Below are 18,281 nucleotides of genomic sequence, written 5' to 3'. Positions count from 1 at the left end.
GCGGACAAATCGCCATCGTCTTCCAACTTTGACAAGATTCTGAGTTCGCGCACAATCATTGCAATAGGAAAGCGGTTTCCGTGATACAATACGCCCGCTTTCCACGGGCACATCCAGCATGCAAGGTTGTGTATGACACACGCGTATCTCCTGGGGATTGATCAAGGCGGCAGTGGCAGCCGCGCGCTGCTGCTCGACGCGCATGGTACCGTCGCTGGCTATGGCTACCAGCCGGTCAGCCGGCTTCTCCCGCGCACTGGTTGGGTCGAACAATCGCCTGAGGCGGTGGCCGCAAGTGTGCGCGCCGCCATCGAGGCCGCGCTGGCGCAGGCTGGCTGTCCGGCTTCGGCAATCGTCGGCTGCGGCATCACCTCGCAGCGCGATACAGTGTTCGCCTGGGACACCGAAACCGGCCAGCCGATTGGCAACGCCATTACCTGGCAGGATCTGCGCACTGTTGATCTGGTGGCCGAAACCAACGGCTGGGCGCACGCCGCCGAGCGGCGCACCCGGCTCGGCCAGTTCCCCGGCGCGTACAGCTCGGCCATGCACATGGCCTGGCGCATGCGCCACGACGGCGCATTCCGCCACGCAGCCGAAACTGGCCGTCTGCGCTGCTCGCTCGCCGCGGGCTGGCTGGTGCAGGCGCTGGGCCACCTCGACGATCATGCGCTCGACTACTCGCTCGCGCAGGGCATGACAATCTTCGACTTCCGCGCCAAGCAGCTTTGGGGCGAGTGGATCGACTACCTCGGGCTGCCGCGCGCCGCCCTGCCGCGCCCGGTGCCGACCCTGCACCACTTTGGCAGCATTCGTGTCACGGATGCGCGCGGCGGGCAGGCCGACGTGCCGGTGCTGGCGATGATCAGCGACCAGCAGGGCGCGCTGTTTGGCTACGACTGCCGCTCACCCGGCCAGGCCGCCTGCACCCACGGCACCGCCTCGTTTGTGAACGTCGTCGCCGGGCACACGCTGCCCGCGCCCGGCCGCACCAAGACCTACCTGGCCTGGGAGCTGGAAGGCCAGCCGACCTACAGTTTTGAAGCCGATACCACCGTGTCGGGCGCGGTGATTCGCTGGATGCAGGAGCAGATGGGCTGGCTGCATCGCCCGGCCGACCTGGGCGCGCTGGCGCAGACGGTGCCCGACGCGGGCGGGGTGGTGTTCGTTCCCGCCTTCACCGGGCTGGGCATCCCAATCGAAGATCGCACGGCGCGCGGCACGCTGCTGGGAATGACACTCGACACTGCGCCCGCGCACATTGCCCGCGCCTTTCTGGAGTCGATTGGCTGCCAGCTCGACGACATCCGGGCGGCAATTGCCGAAGATCACCAGATCAGCATTGACCAGCTTCACGTCGGCGGCGGCATGTCGGCCAGCGATATGGCGTGCCAGCTCCAGGCCGATGTTTTGGGCATCCCGGTGGTGCGCGCCGAGCAAGCCGAAACGACCGCGCGCGCCGCGGCGCTGCTGGCTGGCCTTGGCGCGGGCGTGTGGCCGAATGTCGTTGCGCTGCCACCCCTGCCCGGCGGCGAAACCGTGTTCGAGCCGCATGCCAGCGCCGACGCCCGCGCACGCATTCTTGCGAACTGGCGGCGCGCGCTCGAACGCTCGCTGCACTGGGCGTAGCGCGCTTTCAGCGTGGGGGTTGGGGAATGGGGTTTGGGGGATTGCGATGCGCAACGCGGGTCACATAAATATTGTTTGAAGGAGAAGCACACGATGCCTGATCAGCGCATGCTCAAACTTGCCGATGTGCTCGTCAACTACTCGGCGGCAGTACAGCCCGGCGACTGGGTGCTTATTCAGGGCGATGTTGGCGCGCTGCCGCTGCTGGCCGAGGTGCAGCGCCTGGTGACGCGAGCGGGCGGCCACCCAACGGTGATGCTCAACTCGGAAGAGATCGACGAAGCCTTTCTGAGCGAGGCCAGCCCCGAGCAACTAAGCTGGCTTTCGCCGCTTGAAAGTATCATCAACACGCAGCTCGATGTTTCTATCCGCGTCAGTGCGCCGGGCAACACGCGCGCGCTTTCCGGCATCGACCCGGCACGGCCGCGCGCCTTCCAGCAGGCCCGCCGCGATTTGCAGCGCAACCGCATGCAGCGCGCCGCCGCAGGCGAACTACGCTGGGTGCTGACGCAATTCCCCTGCGCGGCGCTGGCCCAGGAAGCCGACATGAGCCTGCGCGACTATGAGAATTTTGTCTATGCTGCCACCTTTGCCGACCAGCCCGACCCGGTGGCAAGCTGGCGCGCCGTGCACGACACCCAGCAGCGCCTGGTCGATTGGCTTGTGGGCAAGCGCGATGTGCGCGTGCAGGGGCCAAACATCGACATGACCCTTTCGATCGCCGGGCGCACCTTTATCAACTCCGATGGGCGGCGCAACATGCCCAGCGGCGAGATCTACACCGGCCCGGTCGAGGACTCGGTCAACGGCTGGGTGAAGTTCAGCTACCCGGCCATTCGCGGCGGCTACTCGGTCGAGGGCGTCGAGTTCGAGTTCAAGGATGGCAAAGTCGTGGGGGCGCGTGCGAACAAGAACGAGGAATATTTGCTCAGCCAGCTCGACAGCGACGCGGGCGCGCGCTACCTGGGCGAGTTCGCGGTTGGCACGAATTACGGCATTCAGCGCTTCACCCGCAGCATCCTCTACGATGAGAAGATCGGCGGCACGCTGCACATGGCCGTCGGCGCGGGCTACCCCGAAACCGGCAGCACCAACCACTCCAGCGTCCACTGGGATTTCATCTGCGACATGCGCACCGACAGCGCGATCTGGATCGACGGCGAGCTGTTCTACCAAGATGGGCAGTTTCAGGTTTAGTGCGCTTCCAGCGCAGGGGTTAGGGGATGGGGTTTGGTGATCACAATGCAGAAACTCTTGCTGATTTCCCTATCTCTTTCTCCATAATGCACGAGAAATGCAACCGTCTGCTTGGCAAACGCGCTATCGAATAGGAATGCAATGTCAACTGTCGAGGTCACGCGCCAGGGAATTCTGCTCGACGGCGAGCCGTTCCCGCTGCTGGGCGGCCAGCTCCACTACTTCCGCTACCCCGACGCCGAGTGGCGCGACCTGCTGCTCACTGCGCGGGCGGGCGGCATCAACACCATCGACACCGTCATTCCCTGGAACCTGCACGAGCCGCAACCCGGCCAGTTCGATTTTGCTGGCATTGCTGATCTGGCGCGCTACATCGACCTGTGCGCCGAGCTGGGGCTGTATGTGATCGTGCGGCCCGGGCCGTATATCTGCGCGGAGTGGGAGAATGGCGGCTTCCCGGCTTGGCTGACCGCCCAGCCCGACGTCGAGCTGCGCGTTGACAACCCCGCCTATCTCCACGCGCTGCGTCGCTGGTTCGACCGGCTGCTGCCCACCCTGGCCGAGCGCCAGATCACGCGTGGTGGGCCAGTCATCCTCTGCCAGATCGAAAACGAACACTGGGCTTCGGGGCGCTACGGCCACGACGACCACCAGCGCACGCTGGCGCAGGAAGCGATTGCGCGCGGCATCGACGTTCCGCAGTACACGTGCATGGGCGCAATGCAGGAATGGGCCGAGTTTCGCAATGGCTGGAGCGGCATTGCCGAAAAGCTGGTGCAAACGCGCAGCGCCTGGCCCGAGAACCCGCTGATCGTTTCGGAGCTGTGGAGCGGCTGGTTCGACAACTGGGGCGCGAGCCGCCACAGCCACCGCAGCGCCGCCAAGCTCGACATGACCCTGCACCAGCTTGCGGCGGTTGGCGCGAGCGGCTGGAGCCACTGGATGTGGGCGGGCGGCACCAACTTCGGCTTCTGGGGCGGGCGCACGGTTGGCGGCGACACCGTGCATATGACGACCTCGTACGACTACGACGCGCCGGTGAGTGAGTATGGCGGGCTGCGCGAAAAGTTCTTTGTGGCGCGCCGCCACCACCTCTTTATGGCGACGCTGGGCGCACAAATGAGTGCCGTGCTGGCCGACGCACAGCCGGGCGGGCCGCGCGTGATTGCGCCAGCCGCCGTGGCCGGGCGCGGCGAAGCCGGCAACGCGCCCTACCGCAATGTCAGGGCGGCGGTCAGTGCCCCGGACGGCTGGGAAAACTTCACCGCGACGTTTTTTCAGAACGGCGGTCTGGAAGGGCAAACCCACCAGCTCTATCTCGCCCGGCCAGCGGTGCATCTCGCCGTCGACGTCGAGGCCGCCGCGATCAAGCCGATTTTCAGCAACCTGCCGCTGCGTTTTGATAATGAGTCGGCATCGCTGATCCTGGCCTATCACACCGCGCGCATTCTGGGCTTCTGGCAGCATCCCGAAGGCGACACGCTGGTGCTGTATGGCAGCGCGGGCGAGGTTGGGCAGTTGCGTCTCGATGCGCCCGGCGCAACGTTCGCGACCGACGAAACCGTGCCTTCGAACGTCACGCTTGAAGTGCGCGAAAGCACGCTCGACCTGCGCTTCTGGATGAGCGAACAGCCCACCCTTGTGCGCGCCAGCCTGAACGACAGGCGGCGGCTCACGGTGGTGCTGCTCACGCAGGAATGCGCCGAGCGCTGGTGGCCGCTGCCCGGTGGCGATTTCGTGTGCGGCCCGCACCGTGTAATTGCCGAGCCAACGCAGGAAACTGGCGCAGCGCCGCGCATCCGGCTCGACCGGCGCGGCATTCGTCCGTTCGTGCACATTGCCGCCAATGGTCGCGCCCGCGCAATCGAAACGCCCGCGCCCAGCGCCGCAGATTCCACGCCATTCGCGCTCGACTGGCAGCGCCATGCTGTGCGCGAAGCAACAGAAAACGACGGCTGGCAGGCGATCGACGGCCCGCAGGCGCTGGAAACGCTCGGTTGCGCGCTGGGCTATGGCTGGTATCGCGCCCAGATCGACGTGGAAAGCGACCAGCTCACCGTGATCGGCGCACCCTGGCTGAACGACCGCGCGCGCGTGCTGGTCGATGGTGTCGATCAGGGCTGGATGGGCGTGCATCCGCACGGCCCGCGCTTCACCCTGCCGCTCGCGCTGCCGGCTGGCCGCCACGAGCTGCGCCTGCTGCTCGACAACCTGGGGCGCTTCAACTACGGCTCGAACACCGGCGAGCGCAAAGGCCTGCTCGACACGCTGTTCTGGTATGCGCGCCAGCACGACATCAGCGCGGGCTGGGTTGGGCTGTGGCAGGAAGCGGTGTTCGCGGGCGAGGCGCTGGCCGGCGCGCGCGCCGCCTACGTCCGGCCCGACATCGCCAGCGCCGACCTGGGCAATCTGCCATTTCAGGGGGCCAGCCTGTGGCTGCTGCGCGACATCGAGGCCCGCGCCGGGCAGCGCTACCTCATCCAGCTCACCGGCGACCGCAACCCTGGCGCGCTGTATGTCAACGGGCAGGCAATTGCGCGCTTCAGCCGGCACCACGGCGGCGGCTACATCAAGGCCGACATCACCGACATGCTCCAGCCGGGCGCGAACGGCCTGGCCCTTCATATCCAGAACTATGCCGGGGCAGCCTGGCAGGCTACGCTGCTGGAATATCCCGCCAATGGCGCGCTTGACGCAGCGTGGAGCTTTCGTGCCGGGGTCACGCCCGCAGACACAGCGCGCAACGACGACGTGACGGGGCCGGCGTTTTTCCGCGCGCGCTTTGCCTACCAGCCCAGCGCGCACGGCAGCGGGCCGTTCAAGCTGTATGTTCCGGGCCTCTGCAAAGGGCAGATCTGGCTCAACGGGCAAAACCTGGGGCGCTACTGGAACATTGGCCCGCAGGAAGCCTACAAGCTGCCAGCCGCCTGGCTGCGCGACAGCAACGAGCTTCTGATTTTTGAAGAAGAAGACGGCCAGCCCGACGCCGTGTGGATCGGCAGCGACGCGCTGGGCGCAAGCCAGCTTGATGAGCTTGCCGGCTAGCACAGCGCGGCCGCCGAGACGAAGCCAAACAGCCTGCGCGCGGGTTTGCAACTGCGCGCAGGCTGTTTCCTATTGTTTGGAACGCGCTCAGCGCAGCTGATACACGCGCGCCTCGTAAGGTCGCAGCGCCAGTCGTGCAATGGGCGCGTTCGCATCGACCGGGTAGTTGCCGATTAGCAGGGTGGGCTGGCTCGCGCCGAGGCCGTTGGGCAGCGCGAACTCGGGCGTTTCGGCGGTGAAGTTCAGGATGACCAGCAGCTGCGTGTCGCCAAGCGTGCGCGTATACGCATAGACCGCCGGGTCGTTGGGCAGCAGCAGGTCGTATGTGCCGTAGACGATCACCGGGTTGGCCTTACGCAGGCGAATTAGCGCCTGATAGTAGGCAAAGACCGAGTCGGGGTCGCCAAGCTCCTGGGCCGCGTTGATCGCCGTGTAGTTCGGGTTGACGGCGATCCAGGGCGTGCCGGTGCTAAAACCGGCGTTTGCGCTCGCATCCCACTGCATCGGCGTGCGGGCATTATCGCGGCTTTTGGCGTGGAGCATTGGCAACACTGCGGCGGGGTCGTAGCCACGCTCATTCACCAATTCCCGGTAGGCATTCAGGCTCTCGATATCGCGGTAGTCGTCGATGCTGGCAAACGGCACATTGGTCATGCCAAGCTCTTCGCCCTGGTAGATATAGGGCGTGCCTTGCAGCGTGTGCAGAAACGTCGCCAGCAGCTTGGCCGACTCGGCGCGGTAGGTGGTGTCGTCGCCAAAGCGCGAAACTGGGCGCGGCTGGTCGTGATTGGAAAGGTACAGGCTGTTCCAGCCGCCCTCGGCAAGGTCGCGCTGCCAGCTTGTCATCACGCTCTTGAGGTCGAGCAGGTCGAGGCGCTTGAAATCCCACTTGCCGATCTGCGAGCCGCTGTTGATGTCAAGGTCCATATGCTCGAACTGGAAGAGCATGTCGAGCGGGCCGTGTTCGCTGTGGGTTAGCTCGATGCCGTGTGCGGTGGTGGCGGTGGGCGCCTCGCCAACGCTGAAGATATCGTACTTCGACAACACTTCGCGCTTCATCTCGCCCAGGTATTCCAGCAGACGCGGGCCGTGAAACACCAGGCCGCCGGGAAACTGGTAGCGCGCCGCCGACTGCACTGGCGCGTCGGGCAGGCCAGGCGCTTTGGAGATCAGGTTGATCACGTCCATGCGGAAGCCGTCGATGCCCTTGTCGAGCCACCAGCGCATCATGCTGTAAATCGCCTCGCGCACCGCCGGGTTGTCCCAGTTCAGGTCGGGCTGCTTGGTAGAAAACAGGTGCAGAAAGTACTCGCCAGTGGCGTCGTCGCGCTGCCAGGCCGAGCCGCCAAAGAACGATCCCCAGTTGTTCGGCTCCGCGCCATCCTTGCCCGGCCGCCAGATGTAGAAATCGCGGTAAGGGTTGTCGTTCGCGGCGCGCGACTCGACAAACCATGCGTGCTCGTCGGAAGTGTGATTCACCACCAGATCCATCAGCAGCCTGATGCCGCGCGCATGCAGGCCAGCCAGCAGCTCATCGAAGTCGGCCATTGTGCCGAACTCAGTCATGATCGCCTGATAATCGCTGATATCGTAGCCATTGTCGTCGTTGGGCGATTGGTAGACCGGCGACAGCCAGACAACATCGACACCGAGGGTTTTGAGGTAATCGAGCTTGCCGATGATGCCGCGCAAATCGCCCACACCATCGCCATTGCTGTCGGCAAAGCTGCGCGGGTAGATCTGGTAGACGACACTTTCTTTCCACCATGCGTTTTGCATAAGGCTTGCTCCTCATATCGCGGAATGGCACGCAGACACCGCGTACTGCTGCTTCCTTCTGTGCAGTGGATGATACCGTTCAATCGCGGCGCGGGCAAATTGCGCCACGATCTGCACTGCGTACTTGCTCAGCGGGGGGTTTGGAGGGCGTCAGCCCTCCAAAATAATCTTTTTTCTGGGCAGTCTCGACCACCGACGTAGTCGAGACTGCCCAAACAGAAAACAGCAAGGGCAGTAGACCGCTCGAATTCCCAACCGCGCCATCGCGAATTCAAAGTTGACAAAATAAATCAAGCAATGTAAGATGCGCGGCACAACTGAAGAAGCACAGACTCTTATCCAGAGAGGCAGAGGGACCGGCCCGATGAAGCCTCGACAACCCTGGAAAGGGCTTTGAGCATCGTGCGAAACAAAAAGGCGCACGGCTCGAAACTCGATCATTAGGGTGCCAAATCCGGCAGCACAGACTGGAAGATGAGAGGTGACGGCTGATGCCGGGGCTGCGCGTATGCGCGCCACGGCAGCGCACAGCGCACATACGCTCATCGTCCACGACGATGGGCGTTTTTTGATGTTGTACACAAAGGAAACAGGCCATGACCAGCACCCCCGGCACACCAGGCACCGCAGGCTGTCTCGACATTGCGCGTATTCGGCAGGATTTCCCGGCGCTCCAGCAAACCGTCAACGGCTGGCCGCTGGTGTTTCTCGACAGCGCCGCGTCGTCGCAAAAGCCGCGCCAGGTGCTCAACCTGATGGACGGCTTGTATCGCTCGACCTATGCGAATGTGCACCGCGGCGCGTACTGTTTCAGCCAGCGCAGCACCGACCTGTACGAGCAGGCGCGCGCCAAGATCGCCGCGTTTATTGGCGCGGAATCGCCGGCGCAGATCGTCTTCACGCGCAACGCCACTGAGGCGCTGAACCTGCTGGCCTATTCCTACGGGCGCACCTTTCTGCAAGCCGGCGACGAAATCGTGCTGACCGAGCTCGAGCATCACGCCAACTACCTGCCCTGGCTCCAGCTTGCCCGCGAGCGCAATCTCACCATCAGGCTCATCCCGCTCGCCGCCGACGGCACGCTCGACCTGAGTACGCTCGACGACCTGCTGACGCCCCGCACGCGGCTGGTGAGCTTCGCGCACGTTTCGAATGTGCTTGGCACCATCACCGACCCTGCGCCGATCATTGCGCACGCGCACGCGCAGGGCGCGGTGGTCGTGCTCGACGCCTGCCAGTCGGCACCGCATATGCCGCTGGATGTGCAGGCGCTCGGCGCGGACTTCGTAGTGTTTTCCGGCCACAAGATGCTTGGCCCAACCGGCATTGGCGCGCTGTATGGCCGCGCCGATCTGCTGGCCGCCATGCCGCCCTTCCTGACCGGCGGCGACGTGGCCCGCGATGTCGGGCTGGATGAGGTGCTGTGGGAAGATGCGCCGCTGAAATTCGAAGCGGGCACGCCCGCCTTTGTCGAGGCGATTGGCCTGGGCGCGGCTACCGACTACCTGGCGCAGCTTGGCATGGCAGCGGTGCGCGAGCACGAGCGCGCCCTGACGGCCTATGCCCTGGCGCGCTTCGATGAGCTGCCGGGCGTGCAGGTGTTTGGCCCGCGCAACCCCGGCCTGCGTGGCGGCGTGGTGACATTTACCGTGGACGGAATTACCCCGCAGGAGCTGGCGCTGGCGCTTGACGAGCGTGGCATTGCCATTCGCTCGGGCCGCCACTGCGCGCACCCGCTCCATGCGCGGCTGGGCCTGCCCTCAACGGCGCGCGCCAGCTTCACGATCTACAACGACCTTGCCGATGTTGATGCGCTGGTGGAAGGCATCACAGCCATTCAAAATCGCTGCGCGCTTGAGATAGCGCAACCTGCCCTGCGCCGCTCCCTCCCCGCGCGCGCCGCGCTCGACTGCGCGGCGGTATAGGGCAGATGGGCGAAACGCTTTGCTGCACCAGTGTCAGCGGGCAAAAGAGCGAACTCGCGCACGATGAGGTACAATACAGAACACGAGCTTTCGCTGGGTGCTCATATGCACTATTGCTCCGTCCTGGCGCAGCAAAGGGTCCGACTTCCATGAACCTCCCCGCGGCTACCGGCCACCATAGCCAGCACGCGAGCGATCGCTACCGCGCTGTTCTCGATTCGCTGGATGCCGGCTTCTGCATCATTGGCATGCGATTCAACGACGACGGCACGCCGGTTGACTACCAGTTCCTCGAAGTCAACGCCGCGTTTGAAGAGCAAACCGGGATCGAAAACGCCACCGGCCGGTGGGTGCGCGATATTGTGCCCAAGCACGAGCAGCACTGGTTCGACATATACGGCCGCATCGCGCTGACTGGCGAGCCAATGCGCTTTGAGAACCCGGCCGACCAGCTTCACCGCTACTACGACGTGTACGCCTTTCGCGTCGACGACCCGGCCGAGCACCATGTTGCGGTTCTGTTCAACGACATTACCGCGCGCAGGCAGGTAGAAAACACCCTGATGGAGCGCGAGCGCCTGCTCGACCTGCTGCTGCAAGTTTCCGATGCCGCCCGCGCGCTGGCCGATGAAGGCGATATTGCGCGCGAAGCCTGCCGCCTGCTGAAAAACGCGCTCGGCTCGAGCAGCTGCTCGTATGGCTTTATCGACACCCGGCGCGGGCAGGTGCATACCATTGCCGACATCAGCGACACCGCCGAGGGTGTACCCAATACCGAAGGCATCTGGGGGCTGGAGCCGGTCGGCCACGATATTATTGCCATGCACCAGCGCGGCGAGCCGGTCATTATTGAAGATACCGCCACGCACCCAGCAACTGCCGCCTTTCAGGACACGGTCTACGATGCCATGCTTACGCGAGCGTTTCTGAGCGTGCCGCTGATCAAAAATGGCGAGCTGGTGGCCTACTTTGCCGTGCACGATCGCAAGCCGCGCCTGTACACGCAGGCCGACGTTTCGCTGCTGCGCGATGTTGCCGCGCGCATCTGGGAAGCCATTCAGCGCGCCCGCGCCGCCCGCGAGCTGCAAGCCACCGAAACGCGCCAGGCCATGCTGCTCAGGCTCGTGCAGCAGCAGCGCGAAACCGACGACCCGAATACGATCATGCGCATCGCCGCCGAGGATCTTGGGCGCTACCTGGGCGTGAATCGCGTTGGCTTCTTCGATACGCCCGACGACGACACAATTCTGTTTACGGCGTCGTGGACTGACGGCACCCTGCCGGCGCTGGAAGGCAGCTTCTCAACCAGGGGCATGGCGCCAAACTATCTGGCCGAGCTGCACGCCGGCCACACGCTTGTGATCGACGACACCGCCCAGGATCCGCTCACCGCCAACTCCTCATTCGCTGCGGTTGGCGTGTGCGCCATGATCGACGTGCCGCTGATCCGCAATGGGCGCTGGTGCGCAGGCTTTTATGTCAACCATTCGAACACGCGCCAGTGGACGCACGACGAAGCCATGCTGGCGCGCAATATTGGCGAGCAAACCTGGGATGCAGTGGAGCGCGCACAGGCGGTTGCCGCGCTCCGCGCCAGCGAGGAACGCCTGCAAATGCTGTACGCGCAGGAGCAGGAAGCCCGCGGTCGCGCCGAAGAGGCCAGCCGCCTGAAAGACGAATTTCTCGCCACCGTCTCGCACGAGCTGCGCACGCCGCTGACCTCGTTCATGGGCTATGCCCAGCTGCTCCTGCGCCGCACCCACGACGCCGAATACGTCAATCGCACGGTCGACAAGATGATGCGCAGCGCCAAGGCACAGGCCCAGCTGATCGAAGACCTGCTGGACGTGTCGCGGATCGTGAGCGGCAAGCTGCGCTTCCAGCTTGAGCAGGTCGATCTGGCGCGCGTGGCGCAGGCCGCGATCGACACGGTGATGCCGGCAGTTGAGGCCAAGGGCATTCGGCTGCACAGCGAGCTTCCCACTGGCGTGGGGCTCATTCTTGGCGATGCCGACCGGCTGCAGCAGGTGGCGTGGAATCTGCTTTCGAACGCGGCTAAGTTCACGCCACCGGGCGGCACGATCAGTGTGCAGCTTGCGGCCAACGAAGGCGCGGCGCAGCTCGCGATTGCCGACAGCGGGATGGGCATCAGCGCGGAGTTCCTGCCCTTTGTGTTCGACCGTTTCCGCCAGGCCGACGGCACCAGCAACCGCGCGCACGGCGGGCTTGGCCTGGGGCTGGCGATTGTGCGCAATATTGTGGAAATGCATGGCGGCACCGTCTCAGTTGATAGCGCGGGTGCAGAGCAGGGTGCGACATTTCTGGTGCGCCTGCCGCTGGGCGAAAGCGAGCACCTGCCCGAGTGGGGTCAGTCGGCACACACGAGCGGGCCGGCCATGCGCTGCCCGCCCGAGCTGCATGGCGCGCGCATCCTGCTCGTCGACGACCAGCCCGACATTCTCGACATGCTTGGGGAAGTGCTGGGCAGCTGTGGGGCCGAGCTGCGCCTGTGCGCAAATGCCCGCGACGCGCTGGACGTGGTGCGCAGCTGGCAGCCAGCCGCGCTCGTTTCCGACATCGCAATGCCCGGCGATGATGGCTACTGGCTGATCAGGGCCGTGCGCGCGCTGCCAGCCGAACAGGGCGGCGGCACGCCCGCAGTAGCGCTCACCGCCTACGTGCGCATCGAAGAACGCGTGCATGTGCTCGAAGCCGGCTTCAACGACTACGTGCCCAAGCCCGTCGAGGCCGATGTGCTCTTGCGGGCGCTGGCGCAACTGCTGCAAAACCACGCGTAGCGAACTACTCCTTTTCCCCCACAGTTATCAGGCGCTCGAACAGCTTTGCGCGCCAGATCGTCCGCAGGATCAAAAACCACAGCGGCACCGTAATCACGAATATTTTGAGCTCCGGCCCCTGAATACCCGGCGTCACCAGGCCAAAGTAGTTGGCCGTCACCGGCGTGACCAGCACCACCACATAGATAATTGCCAGCGCCAGCGCCAGCAGCGCGGGGCGTTTGTCGGGGCTCACCGGCGCCCAGCCCGCAAAGAAGCGGTAGGGCGGCTCGAGAAACAGAATGAGCCCGAACGATGCGAACGCCACAAAGGTCGAAAGCGCCGTCTGCGCCACAATCGTCGCCGCCGCCTCGCCAAAGCCTGCATCGACCTGGTAGGTCAGGCTGGTGTAGGCTTGCCAGCGCGCCACCGCATCGGGCGGGATGTGCGTGTTGGTAATGCCCGTCAGCACAATTTCGTAGAAGAATGTGTAGATCCCTACGCCAAAGATCATCGTCACCACCGCTGCGGGCAGTACAAAGCGCAGCAGCCGCCACAGCAGATCGGGGCTTGGCGTCTCGGGGCGCGCCCACCATGTCAGAAACAGCGTTGGCAAGCCAACCGTGAACAGCGTCAGCGCGACCTGCGACGGCTCGTACGGGAAGCCCAGGCCGATCATGCTGATGGCGATGATGATCAGCATGGACGTGACCACGCGCGTCAGGAAGAGGTAGAGCGAGATCGACAGGCCGCCGATGATGCGCTTGCCTTCGGTGAAGGCGGGCAAGAGCGCGGCAAAGGAGTCGTTCAGCAAAATCATGTCGGCCACATTGCGCGTGACGTTGCTGCCGCTCTCCATGGCAATGCCGAGCTTGGCCTTTTTGAGCGAAAGCGCATCGTTCACGCCGTCACCCATCATCGCAACATAGTGGCCCTGGCTGATGAGCGACGCGACGATCTGCTCTTTCTGCTCGGGGGCAATGCGGCCAAACACGGTAGTTTCCGCCGCCACTTTGTCGAACACCTCGGGCGGAAGATGCGCCAGCTCGGGGCCAGTGGCGGTGCGCAGATTGTCGGGCAGGCCGGCCTGTTTGGCGAGCGCCGCCACGGTCTGCGGGTTGTCGCCCGAAATGATTTTGAGCTGGATGCCCAGCTTGGCAAACTCGGCAATTGTCTCGCGTGCTTGCGGGCGCAGCTCGTCGCTCAGCGCCACCAGCCCCAGCGGCACCAGCGCGGGCAGGTGCAGCGCACCATCGGCGTCGTGCAGGGCGGTGCTTTCCTCACTGGCGGCGAACAAGAGCACGCGCAGCCCGCGATCTGACCATTCGGCAACCTGGCGGGCGAGCGGGCCATCGGCGGCGGTGGCGCTGGCGGGCAGGTACGCCCCGAGCATCTCGACCGCGCCAAGCGCATACACGCCGCGCTGCGCGCCCGCATCGAAAGCCAGCGCGCTCCACTTGCGCGCCGAAGCGAACGGGATTTCGTCGGCGGGCGGCTGCGGCTCGGCCGGCAGAGCGGCGGCCAGCGCCTCGCTGGTGGCGTTGCTGGTGCTGGCGCTGCGCGCAAACACGCCCAGCCGCTCACGCAGCGCCGCCGCATCGAGATCGCCCAGCGGCAGAATTTCCTGAAAAATCAGCCGGTTGGCCGTGAGCGTGCCGGTTTTGTCCATGCACAGCACATTCACATTGCTCAGCGACTCGACCGCGTTGGTTTGCTGCACCAGCGCGCCGCGCCGGGCGATGCCAGCCGCGCCAACCGCATAGGCCAGCGCAATCAGGAAGAACAGGCCGTAGGGCACCTGCCCGCTCAGCACGGCGGAAATCTGCACAATTCGAATCAGCGGGAAACTTTCGAGCACGGTTTGCAGCAAAATCACGCCGCTCATGAGCGCGACAATGAATGTCACCAGGCGCACCGCAAAGGTGATCTGCTGCTGGAGCGGCGTCTGTACGGCCTGAAAGGCGCGCACGGTTTCGGTGAGCTGGTTGGCGAAACTTTCCGCGCCGACTTTTTCGGCCTGGTAGAAGGCATCGCCGGTGACGCAGAAGCTGCCCGACAGCAGCGTGTCGCCCTCGGTTTTCACGACCATGTCGGGCTCGCCGGTCAGCAGCGACTCGTCCATCTCCAGGCGGCCGTCGCCTACCACACGCCCATCCACCACAATCTGGTCGCCGGCCAGCACATGAACAACATCGCCCTTCACCAGCGCAGCCGGGTCGATCGCCTGCTCCTGCCCGTCGCGCAGCACCCGCACTTTGGTGCGCGTCAGCAGCGCAATTTTGTCGAGCTTGCGCTTGGCGTTGATCTCCTGCACAGTGCCGATCAGCGCGTTCACCAGACCCTGCCCAACGCTGGTAAAGGCGTCGTTGTACTGGCCAAGCGCAATCAGCGCAATGCCAATGGCAAACAGGATGTTGTTGAAGAAATTGAACAGATTGGCGCGAATGATATCCCAGTACGAGCGGCTGGAACGAAAGCTGGCGGCGTTGGTTTCGCCGCGCTGCTGGCGGGCACGCACTTCCTGCTGCGTCAGGCCTTGAACCAGTTGCATTGAGCCTCCCAGGCGCGCCCGCGACTGGCGCGAGCACATGCAGGTAATCGAGAACGGTCGCATAGTGTACCACCGCTGGAAGCTGCTCCAGCGGTGGTTTTCGGGGAACGTTTGTTGGCTTTGCGCAATCGCGCTTATGCTGCGGGCGTGGCCAGCTTCGGGCTGCGCGCCGCCGCGCCGGGCCGGCGCTTGTTCAGCAGCCAGCGTTGGATCGGGGCGACAATTGCCGTCACAATCGCCACGGCGGCCAGCGGCGGCAGGATCTGAACGATACCGCCGAGGTTAAAGCCGCTCGACATGCCCTCGCCGCCCGCATGCCCACCCACCTGGGCCACTTCCGTCGCGCTGCTGCCCGCCAGCGTGGCGACCAGCAAACAAAACCCGACAACAACCAGTGCAGCCGCCAGAATGGCGAGTGTTCGACCAATGAGTTTCATCTGAGTGCTCCTGCTATGTGCCTGGCCGCGCCGTTGTGTTCGGCGGCGGCGTGTTTCTTTCGATGGATACAGAATAGCGGAAGCGTTTTCAGAGATTATTAAGAAGCGATTGGCGAACTATGTGGGCTGCTCCAGGTAGCCGCCCTGGTCGGCCTGCTCCAGCACGCTGTTGATTGCGGCGACGAGCGCGCGCGCGCCTTCCACGCTCAGCTCGACGGCGACGCGCGCGCCGGGCCCAAGCGCCTCGTTCACAAAATCGATATTCAGCGCGTGCTCGAATGGCGCGTCGAACGGGTGATCGTAGGAAACGTTGGCTTCGCGCAGCGGAAACCAGCCGCTGGCCTTCTTGCCGCTGCCTTCAACTGGCACTTGTGTGGCGATCATGGTGCACATAGCAATGCTCCTGTGTTGACGAGTAAGAACCGCAGAACTACGGAACCGCAGAACCACGGAACCAATCAGGGTTTAGGGTCTGGGGTTTTGGGATTAGCCCAATACCATTCGAATAAGAACGATAGAAACGTTCACCACAGAGACACAGAGGCACGGAGCGCTTTAGAATGCTCTTGAATCCTGGTGACTTGGTAGTTATTGTAACGGTATTAGGATTGCAACCTTCAAACCTGCAACCTTCAAACCTGCAACCTGCGAACCGCAGAACCAAACCCCAACCCCTGCGCTGAAAGCGCATTAGAGATAGGTTTCCAGAAAGGCAAAAATCTTCTCCCAGCCGTCGACGGCCTGTTCAGCGCGGTAGGCTGGCCGGTGGTAGTAGAAGAAGCCGTGGCCGGCCTTGGGGTACATATGGAACTCGTAGGTTTTGCCGTGCTGCTTGAGCGCTTCTTCGAGCTGCGCAACATGCGCGGGCGTCGGGCTCTGATCTTCTTCGCCAAACAGGCCCAAAATCGGGCAGGGCAGGTCTTTGGTGTAGTCGATTGGGGCGACCGGCTGCCTGGGCGTGAGTTCGCTGGGCGCCATCACCACGCGCCCGCCCCAGCAATCGATCACGGCATCGAAGCCGGGCGCGCGGCAGGCAGCGAGGTAGGCGTGCCGCCCGCCCGAGCATGTGCCGAACACGCCAACTTTCCCGCTGCTGTAGGGCAGTGCGCGCAGGTAGTGCATTGCGCCGGCAAGGTCGCCCACCACCTCGTTGTCGTCGGCGCCGCCAGCCGCGCGCGCTTTGGCGGCCACATCTTCGGGCGTGCCGTGCCCAATCCGGTGGTAGAGGTTGGGCGAAATAGTGACGTAGCCGTGGTGCGCGAACTTGCGGGTGGCCTCGCGGTACCACTCATCCCAGCCCGGCATATGGTGGGCCAGCACCATGCCGGGGAATGGCCCCGCGCCAAGCGGGCGTGCCATATATGCGCCAATCAGCTCGCCGCCCGCGCCGGGAATAGCCACCGTCTCCGCGATCATTCCCTCGTACATGTTGGTCTCGTACATGGGCCAGGCTCCTTTCAGCACCGCAGAATATGGCCGCAAGTATAGTACCAAAACCGGCTGCGCGTGGCGGCGTGTCGCCCGCCTATGCGCCGATCTGGATGCCGGTGTATTTCGCGCCGTAGTCGTTGGTCGGGTCGCGGTAGATGCCGTGGATGTGCAGATTGGTTGCGCCGCTGGTATCGCCCGGCCGGCCACCGCCCTGCGGCGAAAACTCGATCACAATCGCCGGCCCTGTGACGCGGAAGTAGGCCGCGCTGCCAGCCGTGGTTGGGCCATACCAGGCGAAGTAGGTCTGATCAAGCGCCGACTGAACTTCGGCCAGGCGTGCTGCCGCCGCTGCATCATTGGCGAGGCCGGTGTAATGCGCCACCAGCTTCCACAGCGCGGCCTGCTGGTCGGCATTCATCTGCGACGCAAGCAAACCCTCGGATTGAATGGTCTTGCCGTCCTGCCCCGGCCCAAGCACAAGGTCGATTGAGTTCGAACCCAGAATCGCCGCTTTCTGCTGCGTTGCGTCGAGCGAGTTAACCAGCGCAAAACCTTCATCCAGAATATCGCCGAGCGGGCGCACAGTGGTGCCGCTGGCGTCGGTATATTCGCCCGGCTGCACGCCAATAAAGCTTGGCGTCAGCGCGAGGTTCGCGCCCGCAATCGTGGCGTTGACGGTGACGTGGTGGCCGCCCCACTGCCACTGCCACGGGTCGCTCACCGAGGGCGTGCCGATCAGCGCAATGAAGTAGTTGGCTTTACCAAAACCGCCGCCCGTGCCTTCCTGCTGAAACAGCGCATCGTCGGCGTCCCATTCAGCCACCACGCGCTTATAGCCTTCGGCGCTGAGAGTCGCCTGCATCACTGCCAGCCAAGCATCCTGCTGCGCCGCGCTCATATTGCCCCACATCAGGCCCTTGCGCGTAAAGCCGGCCGGCGGGAAGTTCGACCAGCGCTGTTTCTGCGCAGTATCGCTCCAATCGAACAGGGTGGTGCTTTTCTCGCTGTCGTTGAGCGTGGCCAGAAAGGCGGTTGCGGCGGCGATGATCGCGGCAGTTGCGCCCCCGCTGGCCGCTGCCGCTGGGCTTGTGTCGCTGGTGGCCGGCGCGGCAGTTGCGTTGCCGGAAATTGCCGTGGCTGCCGGGGCCGCGCTTGGTTGCGCAGTTGCTGCCGGTGCTGCGGTTGGCGTGGCCGCGCTAGATGCGCCACACGCGGCCAGCAGCGCGGCCCCAGTTGACGCGCCCGTGAAGGCGGCGAGCTGTTTCAGAAATGCCCGCCGCGGCAGGTCGTGAGCGTTATTCATAACATCCTCCATCTTATGTCTATAAAGAAATTATCCAGTGCAGTTCTATAGCCGTTTGCGGAACAATTGACCACTCACGCACCGGCAAGAAACGTGTTGGAACGCAGAAAATGCAACTGCTTTCTGCATCCTGCCCACTGCAAACTGCTATAAGTGAGGTTTTAGGGCAGGGAAAGCCTCGTTGCGCATCCCAATCCCCATGCTCTA

General features: G+C 64.1%; 11 protein-coding genes and 1 riboswitch. Of the genes, 5 read left to right on the top strand and 6 right to left on the bottom strand.

The window, feature by feature from the left end:
- Positions 1 to 132: 132 nt before the first annotated feature.
- The 3 genes from M1P90_RS03870 to M1P90_RS03860 all read left to right on the top strand — a co-directional run bounded on the left by M1P90_RS03870 (position 133) and on the right by M1P90_RS03860 (position 5,871).
- Complete coding sequence (locus tag M1P90_RS03870) at positions 133 to 1,629, top strand: FGGY family carbohydrate kinase (protein ID WP_483701335.1); 1,497 nt, start codon at positions 133 to 135, stop codon at positions 1,627 to 1,629.
- Positions 1,630 to 1,722: 93 nt separating this feature from the next.
- On the top strand, positions 1,723 to 2,826 hold the full coding sequence (locus M1P90_RS03865; protein ID WP_483701334.1) for an aminopeptidase: 1,104 nt from the start codon (positions 1,723 to 1,725) through the stop codon (positions 2,824 to 2,826).
- Positions 2,827 to 2,967: 141 nt separating this feature from the next.
- Positions 2,968 to 5,871, top strand: coding sequence for a beta-galactosidase (locus tag M1P90_RS03860; RefSeq protein WP_483701333.1), 2,904 nt, complete (start codon positions 2,968 to 2,970; stop codon positions 5,869 to 5,871).
- 87 nt (positions 5,872 to 5,958) lie between these two features.
- Here the strand turns inward: M1P90_RS03860 and M1P90_RS03855 are convergent, their stop codons facing one another.
- Positions 5,959 to 7,650: a glycoside hydrolase family 13 protein gene (locus M1P90_RS03855; RefSeq protein WP_483701332.1), complete on the bottom strand. Its 1,692-nt coding sequence runs from the start codon at positions 7,648 to 7,650 to the stop codon at positions 5,959 to 5,961.
- Positions 7,651 to 7,982: 332 nt separating this feature from the next.
- A riboswitch (SAM riboswitch) is annotated at positions 7,983 to 8,131 on the top strand.
- Positions 8,132 to 8,246: 115 nt separating this feature from the next.
- Here M1P90_RS03855 and M1P90_RS03850 point away from each other — a divergent pair.
- Together M1P90_RS03850 and M1P90_RS03845 are read left to right on the top strand one after the other, a co-directional pair.
- Positions 8,247 to 9,575, top strand: a complete 1,329-nt coding sequence (locus M1P90_RS03850) for an aminotransferase class V-fold PLP-dependent enzyme (RefSeq protein WP_483701331.1) — start codon at positions 8,247 to 8,249, stop codon at positions 9,573 to 9,575.
- Positions 9,576 to 9,724: 149 nt separating this feature from the next.
- Positions 9,725 to 12,373, top strand: a complete 2,649-nt coding sequence (locus M1P90_RS03845; RefSeq protein WP_483701330.1) for an ATP-binding protein — start codon at positions 9,725 to 9,727, stop codon at positions 12,371 to 12,373.
- Positions 12,374 to 12,377: 4 nt separating this feature from the next.
- Here M1P90_RS03845 and M1P90_RS03840 read toward each other — a convergent pair whose 3' ends face one another.
- The 5 genes from M1P90_RS03840 to M1P90_RS03820 all read right to left on the bottom strand — a co-directional run bounded on the left by M1P90_RS03840 (position 12,378) and on the right by M1P90_RS03820 (position 18,074).
- Positions 12,378 to 14,903, bottom strand: coding sequence for an HAD-IC family P-type ATPase (locus M1P90_RS03840; RefSeq protein WP_483701329.1), 2,526 nt, complete (start codon positions 14,901 to 14,903; stop codon positions 12,378 to 12,380).
- A gap of 134 nt (positions 14,904 to 15,037) precedes the next feature.
- The gene (locus M1P90_RS03835; protein WP_483701328.1) at positions 15,038 to 15,340 is read right to left on the bottom strand and encodes a hypothetical protein; all 303 of its coding nucleotides are present in this window, start codon (positions 15,338 to 15,340) and stop codon (positions 15,038 to 15,040) included.
- Positions 15,341 to 15,457: 117 nt separating this feature from the next.
- Positions 15,458 to 15,733 (bottom strand): DUF6295 family protein, encoded by a 276-nt coding sequence (locus M1P90_RS03830; protein ID WP_483701327.1) that lies wholly within the window; start codon positions 15,731 to 15,733, stop codon positions 15,458 to 15,460.
- Between the two features lie 297 nt (positions 15,734 to 16,030).
- Positions 16,031 to 16,783, bottom strand: coding sequence for a dienelactone hydrolase family protein (locus tag M1P90_RS03825; RefSeq protein ID WP_483701326.1), 753 nt, complete (start codon positions 16,781 to 16,783; stop codon positions 16,031 to 16,033).
- A gap of 82 nt (positions 16,784 to 16,865) precedes the next feature.
- Positions 16,866 to 18,074 carry a DUF3500 domain-containing protein gene (locus M1P90_RS03820; protein ID WP_483701325.1) on the bottom strand — a complete coding sequence of 403 codons (1,209 nt, stop codon included), beginning with the start codon at positions 18,072 to 18,074 and terminating at the stop codon, positions 16,866 to 16,868.
- Positions 18,075 to 18,281 lie beyond the last annotated feature (207 nt).

The sequence above is a fragment of the Kouleothrix sp. 19917 genome, assembly GCF_057073505.1.
Note: the sequence above shows the minus strand (reverse complement) of the source record. Positions and strands in the feature narration are given on the sequence as shown.